The sequence below is a fragment of the Brevibacterium oceani genome (genome assembly GCF_017948325.1).
In the GTDB taxonomy this organism is placed as follows: Bacteria; Actinomycetota; Actinomycetes; order Actinomycetales; family Brevibacteriaceae; genus Brevibacterium; species Brevibacterium oceani.
On the sequence record NZ_CP072846.1, the window covers coordinates 2873438 to 2893775 of the forward strand.

Consider the following 20338-nt stretch of genomic DNA (forward strand, 5'->3'; position numbering starts at 1 on the left):
TGCGAGAACCGAGGTCAGAGGCGGTGATCCGGGCCCGCTTAGGTCAGATGGACGTAACCTATTCTTCCCGGTTCATCGACTGTCCGTCCGGCTCACCGGCCGTCCGTCCGGCTCATTGCTCCCGGGCACTCACACGCTGATGAGGTTGACCGGCTGCTCTCCGTCGTTGATGCGGCGGACCTGTTCGGCGAGGATCTTCACGACCCGGGGCTCGAACGCCGAGGTGTCCCCGCCGACATGCGGGGTGATGAGCGTGTTCGGAGTCCCCCACAGCGGATGGTTCTCCGGCAGCGGTTCGGGGTCGGTGACGTCAAGCGCTGCGTGGAGTCGCCCGGTCGACAGCTCCGCCACGAGCGCATCCGTGTCGACGACCTTGCCGCGGGCGACGTTGACGATGAGAGCATTGTCCGGCAGTCGGCTGAGGAAGTCGGCATCGACGAGGTGGTGCGTGCCGTCGTTGAGCGGGGTGATGAGCACGACCACCTCGGTGTGGGGCAGCAGGGTCGGGAGTTCGTCGACGCCGTGGACCTGTCCGCGCTCGTCCTCGCGGGCACTCGAGGCCACACGGGTGAGCTGCACCTCGAACGGATCGAAGCGATCAGCGATGGCCGCGCCGATCTCACCGACACCGATGACCATCACACGTCGGTCCTGCAGGGAGCGGTAACGCTGATGCGCCCAGTTCCGCGACACCTGCGATCGCACCGCGTCGTCGATGCCGCGCAGACTGGCCAGGGTGAGTGCGAGCGCGAGTTCGGCGGTGCCTCCCGTGTGCACTCCCGAGGCAGTCGCGACCTGGATGCCGCGTTCGGGCAGGTGGGCGACGGGATCATAGCCGGTGGTCTGGGTGACGACGAGACGGAGATTCGGCAGCTCGTCGAGCATTTCGATGGTCGGCCCCGAGTCGAGGTAGGGCAGGACCACGACGTCGACGTCATCGCGGCTGAGCTTGGCCGATCGTTCTGCGTCGGAGAACACGACGAGGTCGACGTTCGCTCGCTGGTGGGCCGGGATCCGTGCGATCACCTGATTGCGGAGTTCGGTGGTCGGGAAGGCGATGGTGGTGAGGGACATGCCCTCATTGTGGCACGCTGTCCCCGGTGTCGCCGAGACTCTCGTCACAATGAGATGCGGGCGCAGGCGGAACGTCGAACCGTACCCCCAGGTCGGGCCGCGCGATCGCACGCCTGCCTCACTCCGGCAGTGCGCCGCCGATCCTCGTGAACACGGATTCGAGGACCTCGAGCTCCTCATCGCTGACATGGTCGAAGAAGATCTCGTCGACATATGCCTTGTGCTGTGCACCGGCGGAGAGGAACGCTCGCGCCCCGGCCTCGGTCAGTGCCACGTTGTGGGCCCGACCGTCCTCGGGGCACGGCGTCTTCGTCACCAGACCCGAATCCTCGAGGACCTTGATCCGATAATTCAGCCGCGACGGTGAGAAGACGAGCTTCTTGGCCAACGCGCTCATCGTCAGGGTCCGGTCCGGGGCCTCCCAGAGCAGGAGCAGCGTGTTGTAGTCGCTGACCGTGAGCCCCGCATCGTCCTTGAGCTGGACCTCGAGCGCCTGGCGGACCTTCTGCGAAGTCTCGAAGTAGGTCCGCCAGGCATTCAGCGCGAGCGTCTCCCGGTCTCGGCCGAATCTGATCTCGGTCATCTCAGCCCTCGAGCAACTGCGCGAACGGGGTGACGTTCGCGGGATCGAACTCATCGACGATTCCACCGCCGCGACCGTCTCGCCCGTCCTGGCCCGCTCCCCGAGCCCGACCCGCTCCCTCGCCGGAGGCGAACTGCGCATCGGAGGTTTCGGGATCGGCCACCTCGGCGAGGTCACCTTTGCCGGCCCCGATCAGGGTCGCTGTCAAGGACACGACCTCCTCGGCGGCCTGGCGGATGCGGGCGCTCAGCGCCCGGCCGCCCTCACTCGAACCCCAGTCATCGGTGGCAGCGAAGACCGTGGTCGGCACGACGACGCCTTTGAGATAGGCCAGCATCGGCCGCAGCACGGCCTCCCCGGCCAGGGAATGCCGTGGCGTGCCGCCGGTCGAGGCGATGAGCACCGGCGTGCGCGCCAACGCTTTCTCATCGATGAGCTGCCAGAAAAGGGTGTGCAGCCCGACCGGGGCGACCTTGTACACGGGCGCGACGGAGACGACGGCATCCGCCTCGACGACGGCGGCGAACGCGGCCTCGAGTGCTTCCGAGCGGAACCCTGTCAGGGTCATGTCCGACAGCGCCGTGGCGAGGTCGCGGATGTTGATGACTTCCGTGTTGACCTCGATACCCACGGACTCCCCCGCCGAGGTGGCCGATGCGAGGATCCGGTCGGTGAGTTTGAGTGTGGTCGAGTCCTCGCTCAGCGAGGTGGTCACGGCCACGATGGTCATGGTTGTGGTGCTCATGACTGTTCGGCTCCTTCCTTCGCCGCTTCGGCGGCGCGTGCCTGACGGTCCTCGAAGGCACGCGAGCCTTCGCCGCCGCCGGGGATCGGATCGCGGCCCTCGCGGTGGCGGATGACGAGCGATTCGTGGGTCGGGGCGTCGGGGACGTCGGCCGGACGACCCTTCGCGAACTCCTCGCGGAGGACGGGGATGACCTCTTCGCCGAGGAGGTCGAGCTGTTCGAGCACGGTCTTCTGCGGCAGCCCGGCGTGATCAATGAGGAAGAGTTGGCGCTGGTAGTCCCCAGCCCAGTCGCGGAAGCTCAGGGTCCGTTCGATGACCTCCTGGGGCGAACCCACGGTCAGCGGGGTCTGCGTGGAGAAGTCCTCGAGGCTGGGCCCGTGACCGTAGACGGGTGCGTTGTCGAAGTACGGACGGAACTCACGCACGGCGTCCTGCGAGTTCTTGCGCATGAACACCTGACCGCCGAGGCCGACGATCGCCTGGCTGGCCTTGCCGTGGCCGTAGTACTCATACCGCTGGCGGTAGAGCTGGACCATCCGCGCGGTGTGCGACATCGGCCAGAAGATGTTGTTGTGGAAGAATCCGTCGCCGTAGTAGGCGGCCTGCTCGGCGATCTCGGGGCTGCGAATCGACCCGTGCCAGACGAACGGCGGAACCTCGTCGAGCGGGGTCGGGGTGACAGTGAACCCGTTCAGCGGCGTGCGGAACTTGCCCTCCCAGTCGAGGTTCTTCTCCCGCCACAGCCGGTAGAGCAGGTTGTAGTTCTCGACCGCCAGCGGCACGCCGGCGCGGATGTCCTTGCCGAACCACGGGTAGACCGGGCCGGTGTTGCCGCGGCCCATGATCAGGCTGATGCGACCGTCGGAGAGGTGCTGGGCATAGGAGTAATCCTCGGCGATGCGCACGGGATCGGTGGTGGTGATGAGCGTGGTCGCGGTGGACAGTTGCAGACGCTGCGTCTGAGCCGCGATGTTCGCGAGCAGCACCGGCGGGTTCGCGGGCGCGACGAACGGCGGGTTGTGGTGCTGACCGGTCGCGAAGACGTCGAGGCCGACCTCTTCGACCTTCTTCGCGATCTCGACGGTGTTCTTGATCCGTTGGTGCTCTGAGACCGTGGTGCCGTCGGTCGGGTCGGAGGTGACATCCCCGATGGTGAAGATTCCGAATTCCATGACTGCTCCTTCTGTTCGCTGCCGACGCGGCCCGATCGCTGACGACCTAGCGGGTACCGCCATCGATCCGGCGGTTCCGCTGTCACCCGAGCGGGCTTCGCGAGGAACTAAAACTTCAGTTTTGAAGTAACTAGTTGAAAGCTTAACAGAGGTGGTCGCGAAAGTATTCCCGGGCATGGAGTGGAGGGTCATTCTTCGGATTCTTTGGTCGATCCACTGCGGTATCCCGGGCCCCAGCGCGGTGGATCGACCAAACACCGGACGCACAGGCAATGGATTGCCCAGACATGGGACGCAAAACGGCCCCTGCCCGAAGGCAGGAGCCGCATGCGGTCAGTTCTCCATGGTCGATGGGGTGACCGCGTCTGGTGAAGAGAAGTCTGACACCGAACCCGGACGCGGGCGTGAGCTCAGATCCAGAGGGCAGGGTCCTCGAGGACGAAGTCCGGCTGTGTCGCTGAAGATTCAGCCTCGGCCTCTGCCTCGGAGGCGCCGCCCTTCTTCGAACGCACAGTTGCAGGGATGCCCACGGCGCTCGAATCGGCCGCCACGTCCTTGACGACGACGGCGTTGGCTCCGACAGCGGAGTTGTCGCCGACGACGACGGGCCCGAGGATCTTCGCGCCGGCGCCGACGAGCACGTGATTGCCGATCGTCGGGTGGCGCTTCGTCTGCTCCATCGACGTGCCGCCGAGTGTCACCTGGTGATAGAGCATGACGTCGTCGCCGATCTCCGAGGTCTCCCCGATGACGACGCCGTTGGCGTGGTCGATGAAGAACCGCCGCCCGATCGTCGCTCCCGGGTGGATCTCGACGCCGGTGAGTGTGCGCACCATCTGAGACATCAGCCGCGCAGGCACCTTGCCCGCCTCGTGCTGCCAGAGGCGGTGCAGGCCGCGGTGGGCCCAGATCGCATGCATTCCGGGGTAGGAGACGAGGGAGACGAAGTCGCTCGTGGCCGCCGGGTCGCGCCGCCGCACGGTGTCGAGATCCTCACGCAGGCTCTCGCGCACTCCGGGTCGGGTCAATCCGTAGATCGCCGCTCCCGCTGCCGCCGCAGCCGCCGTCCACAGTGCCTTCATCGTCTCCGCTCTCTTCCTTCGTCTCGTGCCGCTCAATTATGCCGCCAAGTCGTTCCGCTCACCGATCTGAGCGTTCCCGTTGTCCTTGCTGCCGGTCATCTGACTCAAGTCCGCTGCGCCGGCAAAAATTCCGAAACGGCGAGGGCGCCAAACCGAAGTTTGACGCCCTCGAAGTCAGGCGCTCAGCCGAACGGATGCTCGAGTGGAAGCTCGAGGCATCCGACGAGGCCGAGTGACTGAAGCCGTTCGAATCAGTCGAGGTATTCGGAGAACAGCGGGGTCGACAGGTAACGCTCACCGAAGTCGGGGAGGATGACGACGATGCGCTTGCCGGCGTTCTCAGGACGCGAGGCGACCTGCTCGGCAGCGACGAGGGCAGCACCCGAGGAGATTCCGACGAGCAGTCCCTCTTCCTTGGCGACCTCGCGTGCCCGTTCGATGGCGGCCTCGTTGTCGATGTCGACGACTTCGTCGTAGATCTCGGTGTTGAGGATGCCCGGCACGAAGTTCGCACCGAGACCCTGGATGGCGTGCGGTCCGGCGGTGCCTTCGGTCAGCAGCGGCGAGGCGGAGGGTTCGACGGCGACGATCTTGACCTCGGGCAGAGCCTCTCGCAGAGCGGCGCCGGCACCGGAGATGGTGCCGCCGGTGCCGATGCCGGAGACGAAGATATCGACCTTGTTCTCGGTGTCGGCGAGGATCTCAGGGCCGGTAGTCGCCTTGTGGATCTCAGCATTGGCCTTGTTCTCGAACTGACGGACGAGCACGGCACCTTCGGCGGCGACCTCTTCGGCCTTCGCCACGGCGCCCTTCATGCCCGCAGCCTTGTCGGTGAGGACGAGCTCGGCTCCGAAGGCGCGCAGCAGGGCACGGCGCTCCTTCGACATCGATTCGGGCATCGTGAGGACGACCTTGTAGCCGCGGGAGGTGCCGACCATGGCCAGCGCAATGCCGGTGTTGCCCGACGTCGCCTCGACGATGGTTCCGCCGGGCTTGAGCTCACCGGACTTCTCGGCGGCGTCGATCATCGCCACGCCGATGCGGTCCTTGACGGAGTTGCCGGGGTTCGAGGATTCGAGCTTCGCCACGATCTCGGCGCCCGACCGATCACTGGCCTTGTTGATGCGGACCAGCGGCGTGCGGCCGACGAGTTCGGAGACATTGTTGAAGATGGTCAAAGTGAGTCCTTTCACGATTCTGTGTGCACCGCCGCCGACGGCCACTCGCCGTTCGGCAGACGTGCACCTGAACGGGTGGAGCGACAGCTTGCATCTCGTGGTCCGAGACGGCTTGTGCTCATCATAACCACGCCGACCCTGAGCATGTTCCCAGAAATCTTGCTCAACAATATGTGTTCGCTCGGAGCGAAACTTCGTGACTCCGTGTGTCAATCGGATGAAACTCTTGCGACGACGTCTGCCTTCACTGCGAATGGAGGGCCCCAACCGCTGAGCAATCGCACCTCGTCATCGTCGGCATCGACGACGGGCGGAGGGGGTGCGGTGCGAAGTCCCGAACCGCGTTGACGAATGGGCCCGGCGATTCTGAGACGCCGAGGCGGCCCTCCCCCGCATACGGCGCGTCGCCCCAGCGCGGGCAGTGCGGGTCGGCCTGGCCCGCTGGGTCCGCATCCTGCCCGTGCCCCGCGGCCGAGCGCCGGTGCGCGGGCCGATACGATTGTGCTCATGGCCATTCACCCCATCGTCATCTACGGCGAGCCCGTCCTGCATCGCCGCGCAGAGAAGATCACCGAGTTCGACGAGGAGCTCGCCGAGTTCGTCGCGGACATGCACGAAACCCTCGATGCTTCCAACGGCGTCGGGCTGGCCGCACCGCAGATCGGCGTCGGCAAGGCCATCTTCGTGTTCAACGCCGAGGACGACTTCGGTGTGCGCCGCCGCGGCACCTTCGTCAATCCCGTGCTCATCTCCTCGAAGGTTCCCGACACCCGCCCGGATCCCGACGACGAGACCGAGGGGTGCCTGTCGGTGCCGAGCCTCGACTTTCCGCTCAAGCGCGCCGACCGAGTCACGGTCAACGGCGTCGATGAGATAGGCCAGCCGGTGACCCTGAGCGCCCAAGGTTGGTTCGCACGCATCATGCAGCACGAATACGACCATCTGTTGGGCACTCTCTACGTCGACAAGCTCGACAAGCGGTGGTCGAAGAAGTGGAAGAAGGAACAGTCCGCCAACGGCTACAACGAGCCGGGGCGGTCGTGGATGCCCGGAGTCGACCTCGACCCGTTCGGGCACTGAGACCCGACTCGTTCGGGTACTGAGAGTTCAGGCCTCGAGTTCGTCGACCGACTTCTGAGCCGCCGCCAGCCGGGAGTCGAAGTCGTCGAAGTCATCGGCCGTCTCATCGAGCTCGGCGACGAGGCCGGAGATGATCGACGACTGCGACTCCGCATCGATGCGCAGCTCCCGGAACTGCCAGTCGGCCGAGTCGTCGGCGGCGGTGCGTGAGAGGACGTCGAGGACACGGTCGCCGAGTTCGCGGGACCGTTCGGAATTGTGCAGGAGCAGCAGCTGCTCGTCCAGCGCCAGCAGCCGCTCGTAGTACTCGTGCATCGACTCCACACGGCGGGCCATCGAGGTGAAGGCCACCGCGAGCTTCGACAGGTAGGTCTCGACGGACTTCGCGGTTCCCGCATCGCGGATGCCCTCGATCTCCTCGCGCAGGGCGACGAGTTCCTCGAGACGGATGCCGATCGAGGCCACCGCATGGTCGAGGTCGACGCGGGAGACGTGGTCTTTGAGGATGGGGTGGGTCCAGGCGCGGGTACGCACGATCTTGCGTGCGATCGTCACAGCAAGGTGGAAGAGGCGCTGTTCGTCGGTGTCGCGGCCATCCTTGCGGCCGGCGACGTATCCGAGACTCGATGGGGTGATCCAGCGGGCTCCGGTGACCTTGCGCCGGGCCTTCCGGCTCAGCCGCTTCGGATCACGCAGATACTTCGGTCCGGTCACGGCCGCGAAGATTCCCGTGCCCAGCGCGGTTGCGGCGCCCAGCCCGCCGAAGGTGAATGCCGCATCGGCGAATCCCGACACCAGGGCCAGTCCGCCGGGTGCGGCGAATCCCGCGGTCACGGCCGTGCCTGCGGCGGTGCCTCCCTTGAACACGACGCTCGAGCGGAAGAGGTTGCGGTTCATTCCGCCGGTGAGCATGATCGCGCTCGGTGCTCCCGCCGTGTATCGGTAGCCGCGGGCATCCCATGCGCGCCTGACGTCGTCACTGACGCTCTCGGGCACGAGGACTCGATAGATCGGAGCGGCTTTGCCGCATTCGCTCTTCCACAGGGACTTCCACGAAGACACCGTTCTCACCTCCACGCGTGCGTGCACTCTCACGGCTCGGGACGGTGCCGACCGTGGATATCGGAGAATGCGAGAAGCCACACCCTCCGCTGTGCCAGGGAACCGCTCGGCTCCCTTGGATGCACAGTCTAGAGGGTGTGGCTGGATCAATCCTGAGTCTCGGGCAGGAAACCCTGCCGGGATTCAGCCGTTGATCTTGGCGAGGATCAGGTCCTTGGCCTTTCCGGCATCGGCTTGCCCGCGTGTGGCCTTCATGATCGGGCCCATGAGCGCGCCGATGGCCTGCATCTTCCCGCCCTTGATCTTCTCGACGACGTCCGGGTTCGCAGCGATCGCCTCGTCGACGGCGGCCTCGAGCGCACCGGTGTCCTCGACGATCTCGAGTCCGCGGGCACTCATCACCTCGGCGGGCTCGCCCTCACCGGCGACGACTCCGGCAAGTACGTCCTTGGCGAGCTTGTCGTTGAGCTTGCCCTGCCCGATGAGATCGACGAGCCCGGCGACCTGCGCGGGCGTGACGATCTCGGTGGGGTGCTTCTCTTCCTGGTTGGCCAGGCGGGCGACCTCACCGGTCCACCATTTGCGCGCCTGGGCAGGCTTCGCACCGGCGGTGACGGTATCCTCGATGGCCTCGAGGAGTCCGGCGTTGACGATGTCGCGCATCTCGAGATCGGAGAACTGCCATTCGGCCAGCAGCCGGCGACGCTTCTGCGCCGGCAGCTCGGGCAGGGTGGCGCGCAGCTCTTCGACCCACTCACGGGACGGCTGCAGTGGCACGAGGTCGGGCTCCGGGAAGTAGCGGTAGTCGTCGGCGTCGGACTTCGGACGTCCCGAGGAGGTCTCACCGGTCTCCTCGTGGAAGTGCCGGGTCTCCTGCACGATCTTCTCCCCCGCCTCGAGCAGGGTCGCCTGGCGGGCGATCTCGAAGCGCACGGCGCGTTCGATCGAGCGGAAGGAGTTGACGTTCTTCGTCTCCGTCCGCGTGCCCAACGGCGCGTCGGGGCTCTCCCGCAGGGAGACGTTGACGTCGGCGCGGACGTTGCCCTGTTCCATCCGGGCCTCGGAGACGTCGAGGGCGCGGAAGATGTCACGCAGCGTGCGCACATAGGAGGCGGCCACCTCGGCGGCCCGCTCCCCTGTCCCGGTGATCGGGTGGGTCACGATCTCCACCAGCGGAACGCCGGCGCGGTTGTAGTCGACGAGGGAGTGGTCGGCGCCCTGGATGCGGCCGGTCGCGCCGCCCACGTGGGTGTTCTTTCCGGCGTCTTCCTCCATGTGGGCGCGCTCGACGGGGACGGTGACGATGATGCCGTCCTCGAGCTCGACCTCGACCTGTCCCTCGGCCGCGATGGGCTCATCGGACTGGCTGGTCTGGAAGTCCTTGGGCACGTCCGGGTAGAAGTAGTTCTTGCGGGCGAACCGGCAGGTCTCGGCGATCTCGCAGCCGAGCGCCAGACCGATCTTGATCGCGTACTCGACGCCCTTCTCGTTGACCACGGGCAGGGAGCCGGGCAGGCCCAGGGAGGTCGGGGTGACGTTGGTGTTCGCTCCGCCGCCGAAGGTGTTGGGGGCGGCGTCGAACATCTTGGTCGCGGTGCCGAGCTCGACGTGGACCTCGATGCCGATGACCGGATCGTATTTCTTGATCGCGTCTTCGTATTTCACTTTGTCAGTCCTTCCGCGAGGGTATCGAGCACGCGCCCGCCAGCGGCTTCGAGGGCGGCTTCGAGCGGTCCGGCCACCTCGTAGAGTTTGACGTCCTCACGGGCGGGGGCGAGGATCTGGAACCCGACGGGCAGACCGTCGGACAGCCCTGCCGGCAGGGACAGGCCCGGGATTCCGGCGAGGTTCGCGGGGATCGTCGCCACGTCGCCCAAGTAGAGAGCCATCGGATCGGCAGCCGCCTCGGCGCCGAACTTCAGTGCCGTCGTCGGTGCCGTCGGGGACACGAGAACGTCGCACGCGGCGAAGGCCTTCGCGAAGTCGTTCTGCACCAGGGTGCGGATCTTCTGCGCCGAACCGTAGTAGGCGTCGTAGTATCCGGCCGAGAGCGCATAGGTGCCGAGGATGATGCGGCGCTTGACCTCGTCGCCGAAGCCGGCGGCGCGGGTGGCGGACATGACGGTCTCGGCGGTGACGGGACCGGCCTCGGGTTCGACGCGCAGGCCGTAGCGCATGCCGTCGTAGCGGGCCAGGTTCGAGGACACCTCGGAGGGCATGATGAGGTAGTACGCGTCGAGGGCGTAGGAGATCGCGGGGCAGTCGACCTCGACGATCTCGGCACCGGCGGCGGCAGCGGTCTCAAGTGCTGCGGTGAACGCATCGCGGACCCCGTCCTGGTAACCCTCGCCGCGCAGCTGCTTGATGACGCCGAGCTTCTTGCCCTTCAGCTCCGAGGACTGCGCGGCACCCAGGAACCCGCCGGCCTCATCGGGCAGGGAGGTCGAGTCGAGCAGATCGTGTCCGGCCAGCAGCTCGTGCAGGGCAGCGGCATCGGCGACGGACCGGCCCATCGGGCCGACCTGGTCGAGGCTCGAGGCCATGGCGATGATGCCGAAGCGCGAGATCGAACCGTAGGTGGGCTTGACGCCGACGGTGCCGGTGAATGCGGCCGGCTGGCGGACGGATCCGCCGGTGTCGGTGCCCACGGACAGGGGTGCCTGGAAGCCGGCGAGCGCGGCGGCCGCGCCGCCGGAGGAGCCGCCGGGCACGTGCTCGAGGTTCCACGGGTTGCGGGTGTTGCCGAACGCCGAGTGCTCGGTCGTCGATCCCATCGCGAACTCGTCGAGGTTGGTCTTGCCGAGCACGGGCAGGCCGGCGGCCTTGACCTTGTTGTGCACGGTCGATTCGTAGGGCGGGATCCAGTTCTCGAGCATCTTCGATCCGGCCGTCGTACGCACGCCTTCGGTGACGACGAGGTCCTTCAGCGCCACCGGCACGCCGGCCAGGGCATGGACGTCCTCACCGGCGGCGCGCTTGGCGTCGATGTCCTTCGCTGTGGCCAGGGCCGCCTCGTCGGTGACGGTGATGAAGGAGTTGAAGTCGTCCTCGGTGGCGGAGATGCGGTCGAGGTGGGCCTGCGTGACCTCAACGGAGGAGAACTCGCCGGAGGCCAGACCTGCGGCGAGTTCGAGGGCGCTCTTGTTCGTCAGTGCGGTCATCTCATTCCTCCCCGAGGATCTGCGGGACGAGGAACTTGTCATCCTCGGCGGCCGGGGCCGAGGCCAGTGCCTGTTCGCTGGTCAGCGTCGGACCCACGACGTCGGGGCGCATGACGTTCGTCAGCGGGATGGGGTGGCTGGTTGCGGGCACATCGTCGCCGGCCACTTCGTTGACCCTGGCGACGTTTCCCAGAATTGTGCTCAGATCACCGGCGAGCGATTTCAGCTCGTCCTCGCTCATGGCGATCCGAGACAGTGAAGCCAGATGCTCCACCTGTTCGGGGGTGATTGCGGAAGACTCCGTCATTCCCTGCCTTTCATCGTCGTTTCACTCGCACCCCAGTCTAATCGCTTCGCCAGGGCCGCTCACCCCGCCTAATTACTACCCGACGGCGGCCCAGCAACCTGGCGCGAGGTTGCTGGGCCGCCGTCGGGTAGTAATTAGGCGGAGAGGCGTTCGGGCCAGGTGCGGTCGCCGTGGATGTATCCGGCGATGTCGTCGAGCACCCGGTCGGCGTCGGCCTGGGTGAACTCCCCGGCATCGACGCCGGCCTGCAGGTCGGCGGCGAGATCGGTCACTCGGGCTCGTGCGGCATCGGGGGTGGCGGCGACGAGTTCCGTGCTCGCGACCGTGGTGCCAGTGGTCGCGGTTCGGGCGGCCGAGGTGCCGGTGGCCCCTGTTCGTGTGGCTCCAGATCGGGAGGCCTCGCCGGCGAATGAATCGTCAGTGGCATCGTCGACGATCGTGCCCTCGATGACGGCGGCACCAGCGGCGCCCGAGCGGCTGTCCGTGGCTGCAGTGCGGTCAGGCGACTTATCGCTGCGGGTAATCGTCGGGGCAGACGGTGTGCGCTGGGAGGTCAGAGCCGGTTGAGCGCCGCGCTTGGTGGTCTGCGGTCCCGGGTTGAGCACCAGGTCGGCCAGACCGGCCGTCACGGGAGCGGCGGTGAGGGCCGCGGCGACGACCACGCAGGTACCGGCGAGGAGTCGGGGAATCCATCTCATGGCCTACACTCTTTCATCCGAAGCTGTCTCTGAGCTTGGCTGAGTCTGAACTCCGACTTCGAGTTCGGTCACGAATGAGTCCACAGCCGTACCATGGAACCGCCCTGATCCGGGATGTATTCCCAGGCGTGCCGGGCTCGACGCTCAGACAGGGATCAACCGAGGCTGCCGGTCTCCAACAGGGTCGTGAACTGCTCCTCGTCGAGGACCGGCACGCCCAACGATTCGGCCTTGTCCAGCTTCGATCCGGCGTTCTCCCCGGCGACGACGTAGTCGGTCTTCTTCGACACCGAGCTCGCGGCCTTGCCGCCGGCTCCGAGGATCGCTTCCTTGATGCCGTCACGGGTGTAGGTGCTCAGCGACCCGGTGGCCACGATCGTCAGACCTTCGAGCGTCTGCTCGCCGGTCTCGACCTCCTCGTCCTCCATCCGCACTCCGGCGGCCGCCCAGGTGTCGACGATCTCGTTGTGCCAGTCGACGTCGAACCAGTCGCGGATGCTGCCCGCGATCGTCGACCCGATCCCGTCGACGGCCGCGAGTTCCTCGAGACCGGCTTGCCGGATCGCTGAGAGGGTGCGGAATTTCGCGGCCAGAGTCCGTGCGGCCGTCGGTCCGACATGACGAATCGACAGGGCCACGAGCACCCGCCACAGGTCCTGGTCCTTGGCCTTGTCGAGTTCGTCGAACAGCTTCGTCGTATTCGCACTCGGGGCGCTCGGCTTCTTCGCCGTCCCCCGCGTGTAGAAGTAGGGCACGAGCTCCCGCTCCCCGGTCTCCACGCCCTTGACCTTCTTGTCCCGCCAGATCTTCACATCCGCGAGATCCTCGGCGGTGAGATCGAAGAGGAAGGCCTCCGAGGTCAGCGGCGGCGTCTCCGGTTCGGCAGGGGCCGTGAGCGCGAGCGCCGCCTCCTCACCGAGGGCCTCGATGTCGAAGGCCGCCCGGGACGCGAGGTAGAAGATGCGGTTGGCCAGCTGCGCGGGACACGACCGGGAGTTCGGGCAGCGCAGGTCCTTATCGCCTTCCTTCTGCTCACCGAGTTCGGTCCCGCACGACGGGCAGTGGGTGGGCATGACGAATTCGTGTTCGGACCCGTCGCGCAGAGCCACAACGGGGCCGAGCACCTCGGGGATGACGTCGCCGGCCTTGCGCAGGGTGACGGTGTCGCCGATGAGCACTCCCTTGCGCTTAACCTCGTACCCGTTGTGCAGGGTCGCCCGCTCCACGGTCGATCCGGCCACGGTGACGGGCTCCATCACCGCGAACGGGGTCACGCGTCCGGTGCGGCCGACCTGGACCTGGATGTCGAGGAGCTTCGTCGTGACCTCCTCGGGAGGGTATTTGAATGCCGTCGCCCACCTCGGCGCGCGCGAGGTGTAGCCGAGCGTCTCCTGGACGGCGATGTCGTCGATCTTGATGACGATGCCGTCGATCTCGTGGGTGACGTCGTGGCGGTGTTCGCCGTAGTAGGTGATGAAGTCCTCGATCTCGTCGACGGTCTCGAGAACCTTGAAGTAGTCGCTGATCGGCAGTCCCCAGGACCGGAACTGCTCGTAGACCTCGGACTGGTGAGCCGGCTCCGGATGCGAATCGTCAGCGGGCGTCCACACGGCGATGCCGTGGACGAGCATGTGCAGGGGCCTGCGTGCCGTGACGGCGGGATCCTTCTGCCGCAGGGAACCGGCCGCGGAGTTCCGCGGGTTCGCAAAGGGGGACTTGCCTTCGGCGACGAGGGAGGCATTGAGCTCGGCGAAGTCCTCGACGGGAAAGAACACCTCTCCGCGGATCTCGACCTCGGCCGGCGGATGCTCCGTGTCGAGGCGCTGCGGGATGTCCGAGATCGTGCGGACGTTCGCGGTGATGTCCTCGCCGATGCGACCGTCGCCGCGAGTCGCCGCCCTGACGAGTTCCCCGCCCCGGTAGAGCAGATTGACGGCCAATCCATCGATCTTGAGTTCGCAGAGGAACTTCGACCGTGCCGAGACCGCCGACCGCGTCCGCTCGTACCAGGTCCTCAGCTCCTCGAAGTCGAAGACGTTGTCGAGGCTGTACATCGGGCCGATGTGTTCGACGGGGTCGAACGTCGAGGTGTCGACGACGCCGCCGACGGTCTGTGTGGGTGAGGAGTCGGTGATGAGCTCGGGGTAGGCGGCCTCGAGGTCTTCGAGGCGGTGGACCAAGTCGTCGTATTCGGCGTCGGAGACGAGCAGCGAGTCCTGGTAGTACGCGGCACGAAGCTCCTCGATCCTCTCCGTCAGCTGGGCGTGGGCCTTGGCACGCTCGGCCGCGTTCGAGAGGTCGGCGCTCTGCAGGTCGTCCGTCGTCGATTCCGCTGACTTCGCATCATCGGCGTTGCCCGGTGTCGTGGTCATTCGATCTCCTCAAGAGCGCGCCGCAGACCGGCGGCGATGGTCATGGTTCCCCGATTGTGCTCGGGACTCGTCGCGTGCGTGGTCTCCAGCAGCGGCGGGTAGGTCAGGGGCAGTTCGGGTCCGGCGATTATGCCGATTTCGCGCAGACTTGTGACCCCCATGCCGATGCGCGACCAGGGGGTGCGGATCCGGTCGACCCAGTGGTTGACCGCGTCCGGGTGCGCGCCGGCGTCGGAGGGCAGGCGCAACCAGAGGCCGAGCCCCGCCTCGGCGAGGATCGCCAGCTGTTCCCATCCGTGTGCCTTCAGCGTAGCCAACGGCACGGACACGGAGCTCGCTCCGGTGCGTCGGACCACCTCGGCGGCGGTGATCTGCGCCCCGCGCAGGTGCAGGGGTGCGAGGTCGGGGAGGCTGAGCACGGTCGGCGGCAGGTGGCGCAGTGTGGATTCGAGCGCCGCCCACACCTGGGTCTCGCTGATCGCGGGCAGGCTGCCCCACCCGGACACGGTCGGCCAGGTGCCGGTGAGGACGGGAGTCAGGCGGGCCTCGACGAGGCGGATCGTCGGCTGCATTCCCAGTGAGGAGATCCGCTCGGCGAAGGCGGCGATGCCGAAGGCATAGGCCTGGATGACATCACGTCTGGCCCCGTGATCGGCCAGCACGCGTTCGCCCGAACTCAGGCTCAGCGCGGTCACGAGCGTCCACGGTCCCGGCAGCGAGACTTGGACCTGGCCGGGCCGGGACTGACCGTATTCGGCAATCGCGTCGAAGGCCTCGATGAGTGCCGAGTCCTCCCGTCGTTCGTCCTTGCCCGCCGAGGCGGTCAGCCGCCATCCGTAGGAGGTGCGGTCGACGTGGAGGTCGGTGAGCAGACCGACGGCGCGACCGATCGCGTCGGCACCCCACCGGTCCTCACTCAGGTGAGCGGTCAGCGGGACGGGCGGAAGGTCGTCGGCGAGGACGTCGAAGGCGGTCGCGGCTGCTTCCCGGACCGGGCTGGTGGCGATGTAGCCGCGACTCGAGTCGCGTACCCCGGGGAACCAGATTCCGGTCGTCGTGGCGGCCGGGAGCACAGTCGCCGGGAGCACGGTGGTCGACTCAGTCGACACGGTCGGCTCAGCATTCGTCGATCCGGTCGCGGCCGCCTCGGCGTCGTGAGGAGCGGGACGGGGATCGGCCGCCTCAGCCGGTGCGCGGGATTCCGAAGACGTCGACATAGAATCCGAACTCGCTTTCCAGGGAATCGATGATGGTCTCGGCGCGGACGAACCCGTGCGATTCGCCCTTGTACAGACGGTAAATGTACTCCACTCCGACCAGTTCGAGTGTATCGACGAACTCCAGGGCCTGTGAGGGCGGGACGATCGGGTCGCGGTCGCCCTGCATGACGGCGACGGGCACGGTGATGTCGGGGACCCGGCGGATGGGTGAGCGGTGGATGTAGGCGTCGCGAGCCTCGGGCAGCGGGCCGACGAGGTTGTCGATGTAGTGGGATTCGAAGTCGTGCGAGTCGACGACGAAGCGGAAGAGGTCGGTGACGCCGAAATAGGAGGTCCCGCAGGCGAAGACGTCGGTCTCAGCGAGGGCCGAGAGCACGGTCCACCCGCCCGAGGAGGCCCCTGAGATCGCGATGCGCCGCGGGTCGGCGAGTCCTGCGGCCACGAGTCCGTTGACGGCGGCGACCGTATCGGCGACGTCGACGATGCCCCACTGTCCGCGCAGGCGATCGCGCCAGGCACGTCCGAAGCCGGTCGATCCGCCGTAGTTGACCTCGAGGACGCCGATGCCCTGGGAGGTGAAGAAGCTCGTGCGGGCGGACATGTCCGGTGTCGCCTGGCCGGTGGGCCCGCCGTGGATCGAGACCACGTAGGGCGGCAGCTCGTCGTCGGGCGCGGTGAAGCGGGGGTTGTGCGGCGGGTGGATGACGACCGGGACTCCCCCAAGTTCTCTCACAGACGGTCGCGAGTAGTAGCCCTGGTGGGTGTCGAGTCGCTCCCGGGCGATCTCGGTGAAGGCACCGGTCGCCCGATCGACCGCGTAGAGGGTGCCGGGGCGCTTCGCCGACTTCGCCGTCAGCAGCAGATGGGTGCGGCCGAGGTCGAGCAGCTCCATCGTGCCGAAGGTCTCGCCCTCGAGGGTGATGGCGTCTAGGGTGGTGCCGTCGAGGCTGGCGCCGTCGAGCGTACCCGCGCCGAGGTGGCTCCCGTCGATGGCGCTCCCGTCGAGGGTGCTGACACGTCGACGCACGAGGGTCGCCGTCGCCGACTGCGTGTGTGCCCACACCTCTCGTCCGTCGCTCAGGTGCCACCGCGTGCCGAGCTGCCACAGGGCCCCGCCGATCTCGGCCCCGGTGTCGATGACGGGACGCAGCTGCTCGACCGAGAACTTCCTCGGCTCCGGGGGCACCTCCGCTCGCGCTCGGCGCCGATCCGAGACGGTGGGAGTCGCCGTCACCGGGTCGAAGTCGAGGCCGTAGAGCGCCCAGTGACCTCCGTGGTCGGAGATGACATGCAGAGACGTGTTCGAGGTGAACTCCGGCTGCAGCAGAGAGACTCCCCCATCCTCGGGCGAAGGCAGCTCCGGCGGCGCCTGCAGCGGACGGTCGATGGCGTCGCCGATGAGCACGCCGACGGCAGGCGTGGCCGGGGTGCGCACATCGATCAGCCACAGATTCGTCCCGTCCCACGGCATGTTGGGGTGCTCCCAGCCGATGAACGCCAGGGTGCTTCCATCGGGCGAGAGCCGCGGCCAGGCTATGAAATGCGAATGAGTGGAGAGCACATTCGTCGTCCCATGCTTGGTCAGGAGCACGACGGCGCGTTCGCGACGGGTGGAGCGGCAGTCCTCCCGCACGCACAGCAGCCCCCACTTCGTCATGGTCAGATCGCCGTAGCGGATCCGCCCCGAGGTGTCCGGGGTCAGAGCGTGCGGGTTCCGCCCGGGAAGGATCTGCCACACCCGTTGGTCGGAGGCGTTGACGAAGTAGACGACCTCGCTGTCGGGATCGAGCGCCCAGGCCGCTCCCCCGTATTCGTGGACGGCGGAGCGGATGTTGAACCCGGACGGCAGGATCTGCTCACGAGCGCCGGGCCGGGACAGCGAGGTGCGGACGAGTCCCGTGCGGGCCTTCTCGGACGGAATTTTCGTCGAGTAGAAGATCTCATCCCCGCGAAAGGCCGCGTCGAAGATGGGCGCGGCACCGGCAGCCACCTCGGCGGCGTCGAGAGGTGACGACCAGGTTCCATAAGGAGCCGCGACGACATCCTGGGGAGATTCCTTCATGCCTCCACAGTATCGCCAGACACGGACTTACGGCCCGGTCATCGCGTCACGATCGTCGAACGCTCACGATCGCCGCCCGATCACGCGCCGAGGCGGGCGGCCTCCCGGGCGGGGCCGACGTGATCCTTCGCGGTCGAGTCGATGGTCGCCTGTCCGAGGACGCGCGTGCCGCGGTAGATGACCATGGTCTGACCCGGAGCCACCCCGGAGAGCTCCTCGGAGACGTCGACGTGCATGAGCTGGCCGGCCGGACGTGCGGCAGGCACCTCCACCTCGTCGATGACGGGGCTGACCTCGTGTTCGGGTGCCTCGGCGACGAACTCGCCGAGCCACGCGCGTGCCGGCACCGGGTCGGCGTGGGCACGGATCTGGACCTCACAGTCGATTCCCGACTCCGGGTCATGTCCCATATCCGAGGGTGCCGCGCCCGCCCACGAGGTGCGGATGCCGGTGAGGTGCGACACCGCGAGGTCGGCGCGCGAACCCACGGTCACAGTGTTCGTCGCCGGATCGAGGCCGGTGACGAAGCGCGGTTTGCCATCGGCGGCGGGCTTTTCGATGCCCAGGCCCTTGCGCTGACCGATCGTGTAGGTCATCGCTCCGTCGTGCTCGCCGAGCACCTCGCCTTCGGCATCCTTGATGAGGCCGGGACGCATCGGGATCTTGTCGGCCAGCCAGGCCTTCGTGTCCCCGTCGGGGATGAAGCAGATGTCGTAGGAATCGGGCTTGTTCGCCACGGAGAAGCCGCGTTCGGCCGCCTCGGCGCGGACCTCCGCCTTCGAAGCGGTGGCCCCGATCGGGAAGTAGCAGTGCTCGAGCTGATCCGAGGTGAGCACACCGAGGACGTACGACTGGTCCTTCGCCAGGTCCTCACCGCGGTGAAGCTCCGGCAGACCGTCGTCGTCACGGAGCACCTCAGCGTAGTGGCCGGTGGCGATCGCGTCGAAGCCGAGCGCCAGCGCCCGGTCGAGGAGGGCGGCGAACTTGATGCGCTCATTGCAGCGCATGCAGGGGTTCGGAGTCCGTCCGGCCGCGTATTCGGCGATGAAGTCATCGACGATGTCTTCCTTGAACCGTTCGGAGAAGTCCCACACGTAGAAAGGAATGTCGAGCATCCCGGCCACCCGGTGGGCGTCGCGGGAGTCCTCGATCGTGCAGCAGCCGCGCGAACCCGTACGCAGGGTTCCGGGCATGCGGGACAGGGCGAGGTGAACGCCGACGACTTCGTGGCCGGCGTCGACGGCACGAGCCGCAGCCACGGAGGAGTCGACTCCGCCTGACATGGCGACGAGTACTCTCATGATGCTCCTTGCATCCATCGGGGTGTTGCCGAGACCATCCCGGCCCGGCGGGCCTGCTCGACGACCTCGGGCAGGGCCGCGAGCAGGGCATCGACCTCGTCCTCGGTCGAATCGTGGCCGAGGCTGAACCGCTGCGCGGAGCGGGCCGCGTCCTCATCCATGCCGCAGGCCAGCAGCACATGCGAGGGACGGGACACACCGGCTGAGCAGGCCGAACCCGTCGAGGTGGCCAGGCCCCTGGCATCGAGGCCGAACAGCAGCGAATCGCCCTCGCAGCCGGCGAAGGTGAAATGGGCGTTGGCGGGCAGGCGGCCGGCACCGCGAGGACCGGAGAGGTCGGCGCCCTCGATCGTGGCTTCGATGCCGCCGATGAGGCGGTCGCGCAGTGCCGAGAACCGGACGGCCCGAGACTCGAGGTCGCTGGTGGCCAGCTCGACGGCCTTCGCGAAGGCGACTGCGCCGGCGACGTCGAGGGTGCCCGAGCGGACACCGCGCTCCTGTCCCCCGCCGTGGAGGATCGGGGAGGGAGCCGCGCCTCGGTCGAGAAGGAGCGCGCCGATGCCGACGGGTCCGCCGATCTTGTGCGCGGTGATCGACATGGCCGTGGCGTGCAGGTCCGCAAAGTTCAGCGGGATCTGTCCGAGTGCCTGTACGGCGTCGATGTGGAAGGGGATGCCGAGTTCGGCGGCGATCGCCCCGAGTTCGGCGATCGGCTGGAGGGTGCCGATCTCATTGTTCGCGGCCATGACGCTGATGAGCGCCGTCCGGTCGGGGTCCCGTCGCAGCTCGGCCTCGGCCGCGGCGAGGTCGACTCGGCCCTGGGCGTCGACGTCGAGGAAGACGATCTCGGCGCCGAAGCCTTCGAGCCATTCCACGGAGTCGAGGATCGCGTGGTGTTCGATCGGGGTCGTCAGCACGCGCGGGCGGCCCGGGTGTTCGAACGCACCGCCGTTGCGGGAGAGGTAGAGGCCCTTGACGGCGAAATTGTCGGCCTCGGTGCCGCCGGAGGTGAAGATGACCTCCGACGAGGTGGCCGCGCCGACGCCGCGGGCGACGGCTTCGCGGGCCTCTTCGATCCGCATCCGTGCGGCCTGGCCGACGGCATGCAGGGCAGAGGGGTTCGCCCTGGCGGCGAGTTCGGCGGTGTAGACCTCGAGGACCTCGGCGGGCATCGGCGAGGTGGCTGCGTGGTCGAGATAGATGGGCACCCTGCGATTTTAGTGGCTGAGTCGCACTTC

The 20338-nt window shown here is 67.3% G+C and carries 17 protein-coding genes; 1 reads left to right on the plus strand and 16 read right to left on the minus strand.

Annotated features, from left to right (window positions below; translation table 11 throughout):
* Positions 1-129 precede the first annotated feature (129 nt).
* The 6 genes from J9314_RS12780 to cysK all read right to left on the minus strand — a co-directional run bounded on the left by J9314_RS12780 (position 130) and on the right by cysK (position 5837).
* Positions 130-1074, minus strand: a complete 945-nt coding sequence (locus J9314_RS12780) for a 2-hydroxyacid dehydrogenase (RefSeq protein ID WP_210602742.1) — start codon at positions 1072-1074, stop codon at positions 130-132.
* Between the two features lie 118 nt (positions 1075-1192).
* Positions 1193-1657 carry a MarR family winged helix-turn-helix transcriptional regulator gene (locus tag J9314_RS12785; protein ID WP_181276052.1) on the minus strand — a complete coding sequence of 155 codons (465 nt, stop codon included), beginning with the start codon at positions 1655-1657 and terminating at the stop codon, positions 1193-1195.
* Between the two features lies 1 nt (position 1658).
* Positions 1659-2402, minus strand: coding sequence for a CE1759 family FMN reductase (locus J9314_RS12790; RefSeq protein ID WP_246490376.1), 744 nt, complete (start codon positions 2400-2402; stop codon positions 1659-1661).
* Positions 2399-3577 carry an LLM class flavin-dependent oxidoreductase gene (locus tag J9314_RS12795; protein WP_210602743.1) on the minus strand — a complete coding sequence of 393 codons (1179 nt, stop codon included), beginning with the start codon at positions 3575-3577 and terminating at the stop codon, positions 2399-2401. The genes J9314_RS12790 and J9314_RS12795 overlap by 4 nt, the downstream gene beginning before the upstream one ends.
* A gap of 410 nt (positions 3578-3987) precedes the next feature.
* Positions 3988-4659 (minus strand): serine O-acetyltransferase EpsC, encoded by a 672-nt coding sequence (epsC, locus tag J9314_RS12800; RefSeq protein WP_210602744.1) that lies wholly within the window; start codon positions 4657-4659, stop codon positions 3988-3990.
* Between the two features lie 251 nt (positions 4660-4910).
* Positions 4911-5837, minus strand: a complete 927-nt coding sequence (gene cysK, locus J9314_RS12805) for a cysteine synthase A (RefSeq protein ID WP_210602745.1) — start codon at positions 5835-5837, stop codon at positions 4911-4913.
* A 507-nt stretch (positions 5838-6344) separates the two neighbouring features.
* Between cysK and def the strand changes: the two genes are divergently transcribed.
* Entirely contained in the window at positions 6345-6917 is a 573-nt protein-coding gene (gene def, locus J9314_RS12810; protein ID WP_210602746.1) for a peptide deformylase, read from the plus strand.
* 27 nt (positions 6918-6944) lie between these two features.
* Here the strand turns inward: def and J9314_RS12815 are convergent, their stop codons facing one another.
* The 10 genes from J9314_RS12815 to J9314_RS12860 all read right to left on the minus strand — a co-directional run bounded on the left by J9314_RS12815 (position 6945) and on the right by J9314_RS12860 (position 20308).
* Positions 6945-7979 carry a hypothetical protein gene (locus tag J9314_RS12815; RefSeq protein WP_246490377.1) on the minus strand — a complete coding sequence of 345 codons (1035 nt, stop codon included), beginning with the start codon at positions 7977-7979 and terminating at the stop codon, positions 6945-6947.
* Between the two features lie 183 nt (positions 7980-8162).
* Positions 8163-9644 (minus strand): Asp-tRNA(Asn)/Glu-tRNA(Gln) amidotransferase subunit GatB, encoded by a 1482-nt coding sequence (gene gatB / locus J9314_RS12820; RefSeq protein WP_210602747.1) that lies wholly within the window; start codon positions 9642-9644, stop codon positions 8163-8165.
* Positions 9641-11140 carry an Asp-tRNA(Asn)/Glu-tRNA(Gln) amidotransferase subunit GatA gene (gene gatA / locus J9314_RS12825; RefSeq protein WP_210602748.1) on the minus strand — a complete coding sequence of 500 codons (1500 nt, stop codon included), beginning with the start codon at positions 11138-11140 and terminating at the stop codon, positions 9641-9643. The genes gatB and gatA overlap by 4 nt, the downstream gene beginning before the upstream one ends.
* A gap of 1 nt (position 11141) precedes the next feature.
* A complete protein-coding gene (gene gatC, locus J9314_RS12830; RefSeq protein WP_181276045.1) occupies positions 11142-11447 on the minus strand; it encodes an Asp-tRNA(Asn)/Glu-tRNA(Gln) amidotransferase subunit GatC in 306 nt (101 codons plus the stop codon).
* Positions 11448-11581: 134 nt separating this feature from the next.
* Positions 11582-12145, minus strand: a complete 564-nt coding sequence (locus J9314_RS12835; RefSeq protein WP_210602749.1) for a hypothetical protein — start codon at positions 12143-12145, stop codon at positions 11582-11584.
* 155 nt (positions 12146-12300) lie between these two features.
* A complete protein-coding gene (gene ligA, locus J9314_RS12840; protein ID WP_246490378.1) occupies positions 12301-14517 on the minus strand; it encodes an NAD-dependent DNA ligase LigA in 2217 nt (738 codons plus the stop codon).
* Entirely contained in the window at positions 14514-15734 is a 1221-nt protein-coding gene (locus tag J9314_RS12845) for a uroporphyrinogen decarboxylase/cobalamine-independent methonine synthase family protein (RefSeq protein ID WP_246490379.1), read from the minus strand. The genes ligA and J9314_RS12845 overlap by 4 nt, the downstream gene beginning before the upstream one ends.
* On the minus strand, positions 15700-17799 hold the full coding sequence (locus J9314_RS12850) for a S9 family peptidase (RefSeq protein ID WP_210602750.1): 2100 nt from the start codon (positions 17797-17799) through the stop codon (positions 15700-15702). Before J9314_RS12850 ends, J9314_RS12845 begins: the two co-directional genes overlap by 35 nt.
* Positions 17800-17879: 80 nt before the next feature.
* Positions 17880-19100: a tRNA 2-thiouridine(34) synthase MnmA gene (mnmA, locus tag J9314_RS12855; RefSeq protein ID WP_181276041.1), complete on the minus strand. Its 1221-nt coding sequence runs from the start codon at positions 19098-19100 to the stop codon at positions 17880-17882.
* Positions 19097-20308, minus strand: a complete 1212-nt coding sequence (locus tag J9314_RS12860; RefSeq protein ID WP_210602751.1) for a cysteine desulfurase family protein — start codon at positions 20306-20308, stop codon at positions 19097-19099. Before J9314_RS12860 ends, mnmA begins: the two co-directional genes overlap by 4 nt.
* Positions 20309-20338: the final 30 nt, after the last annotated feature.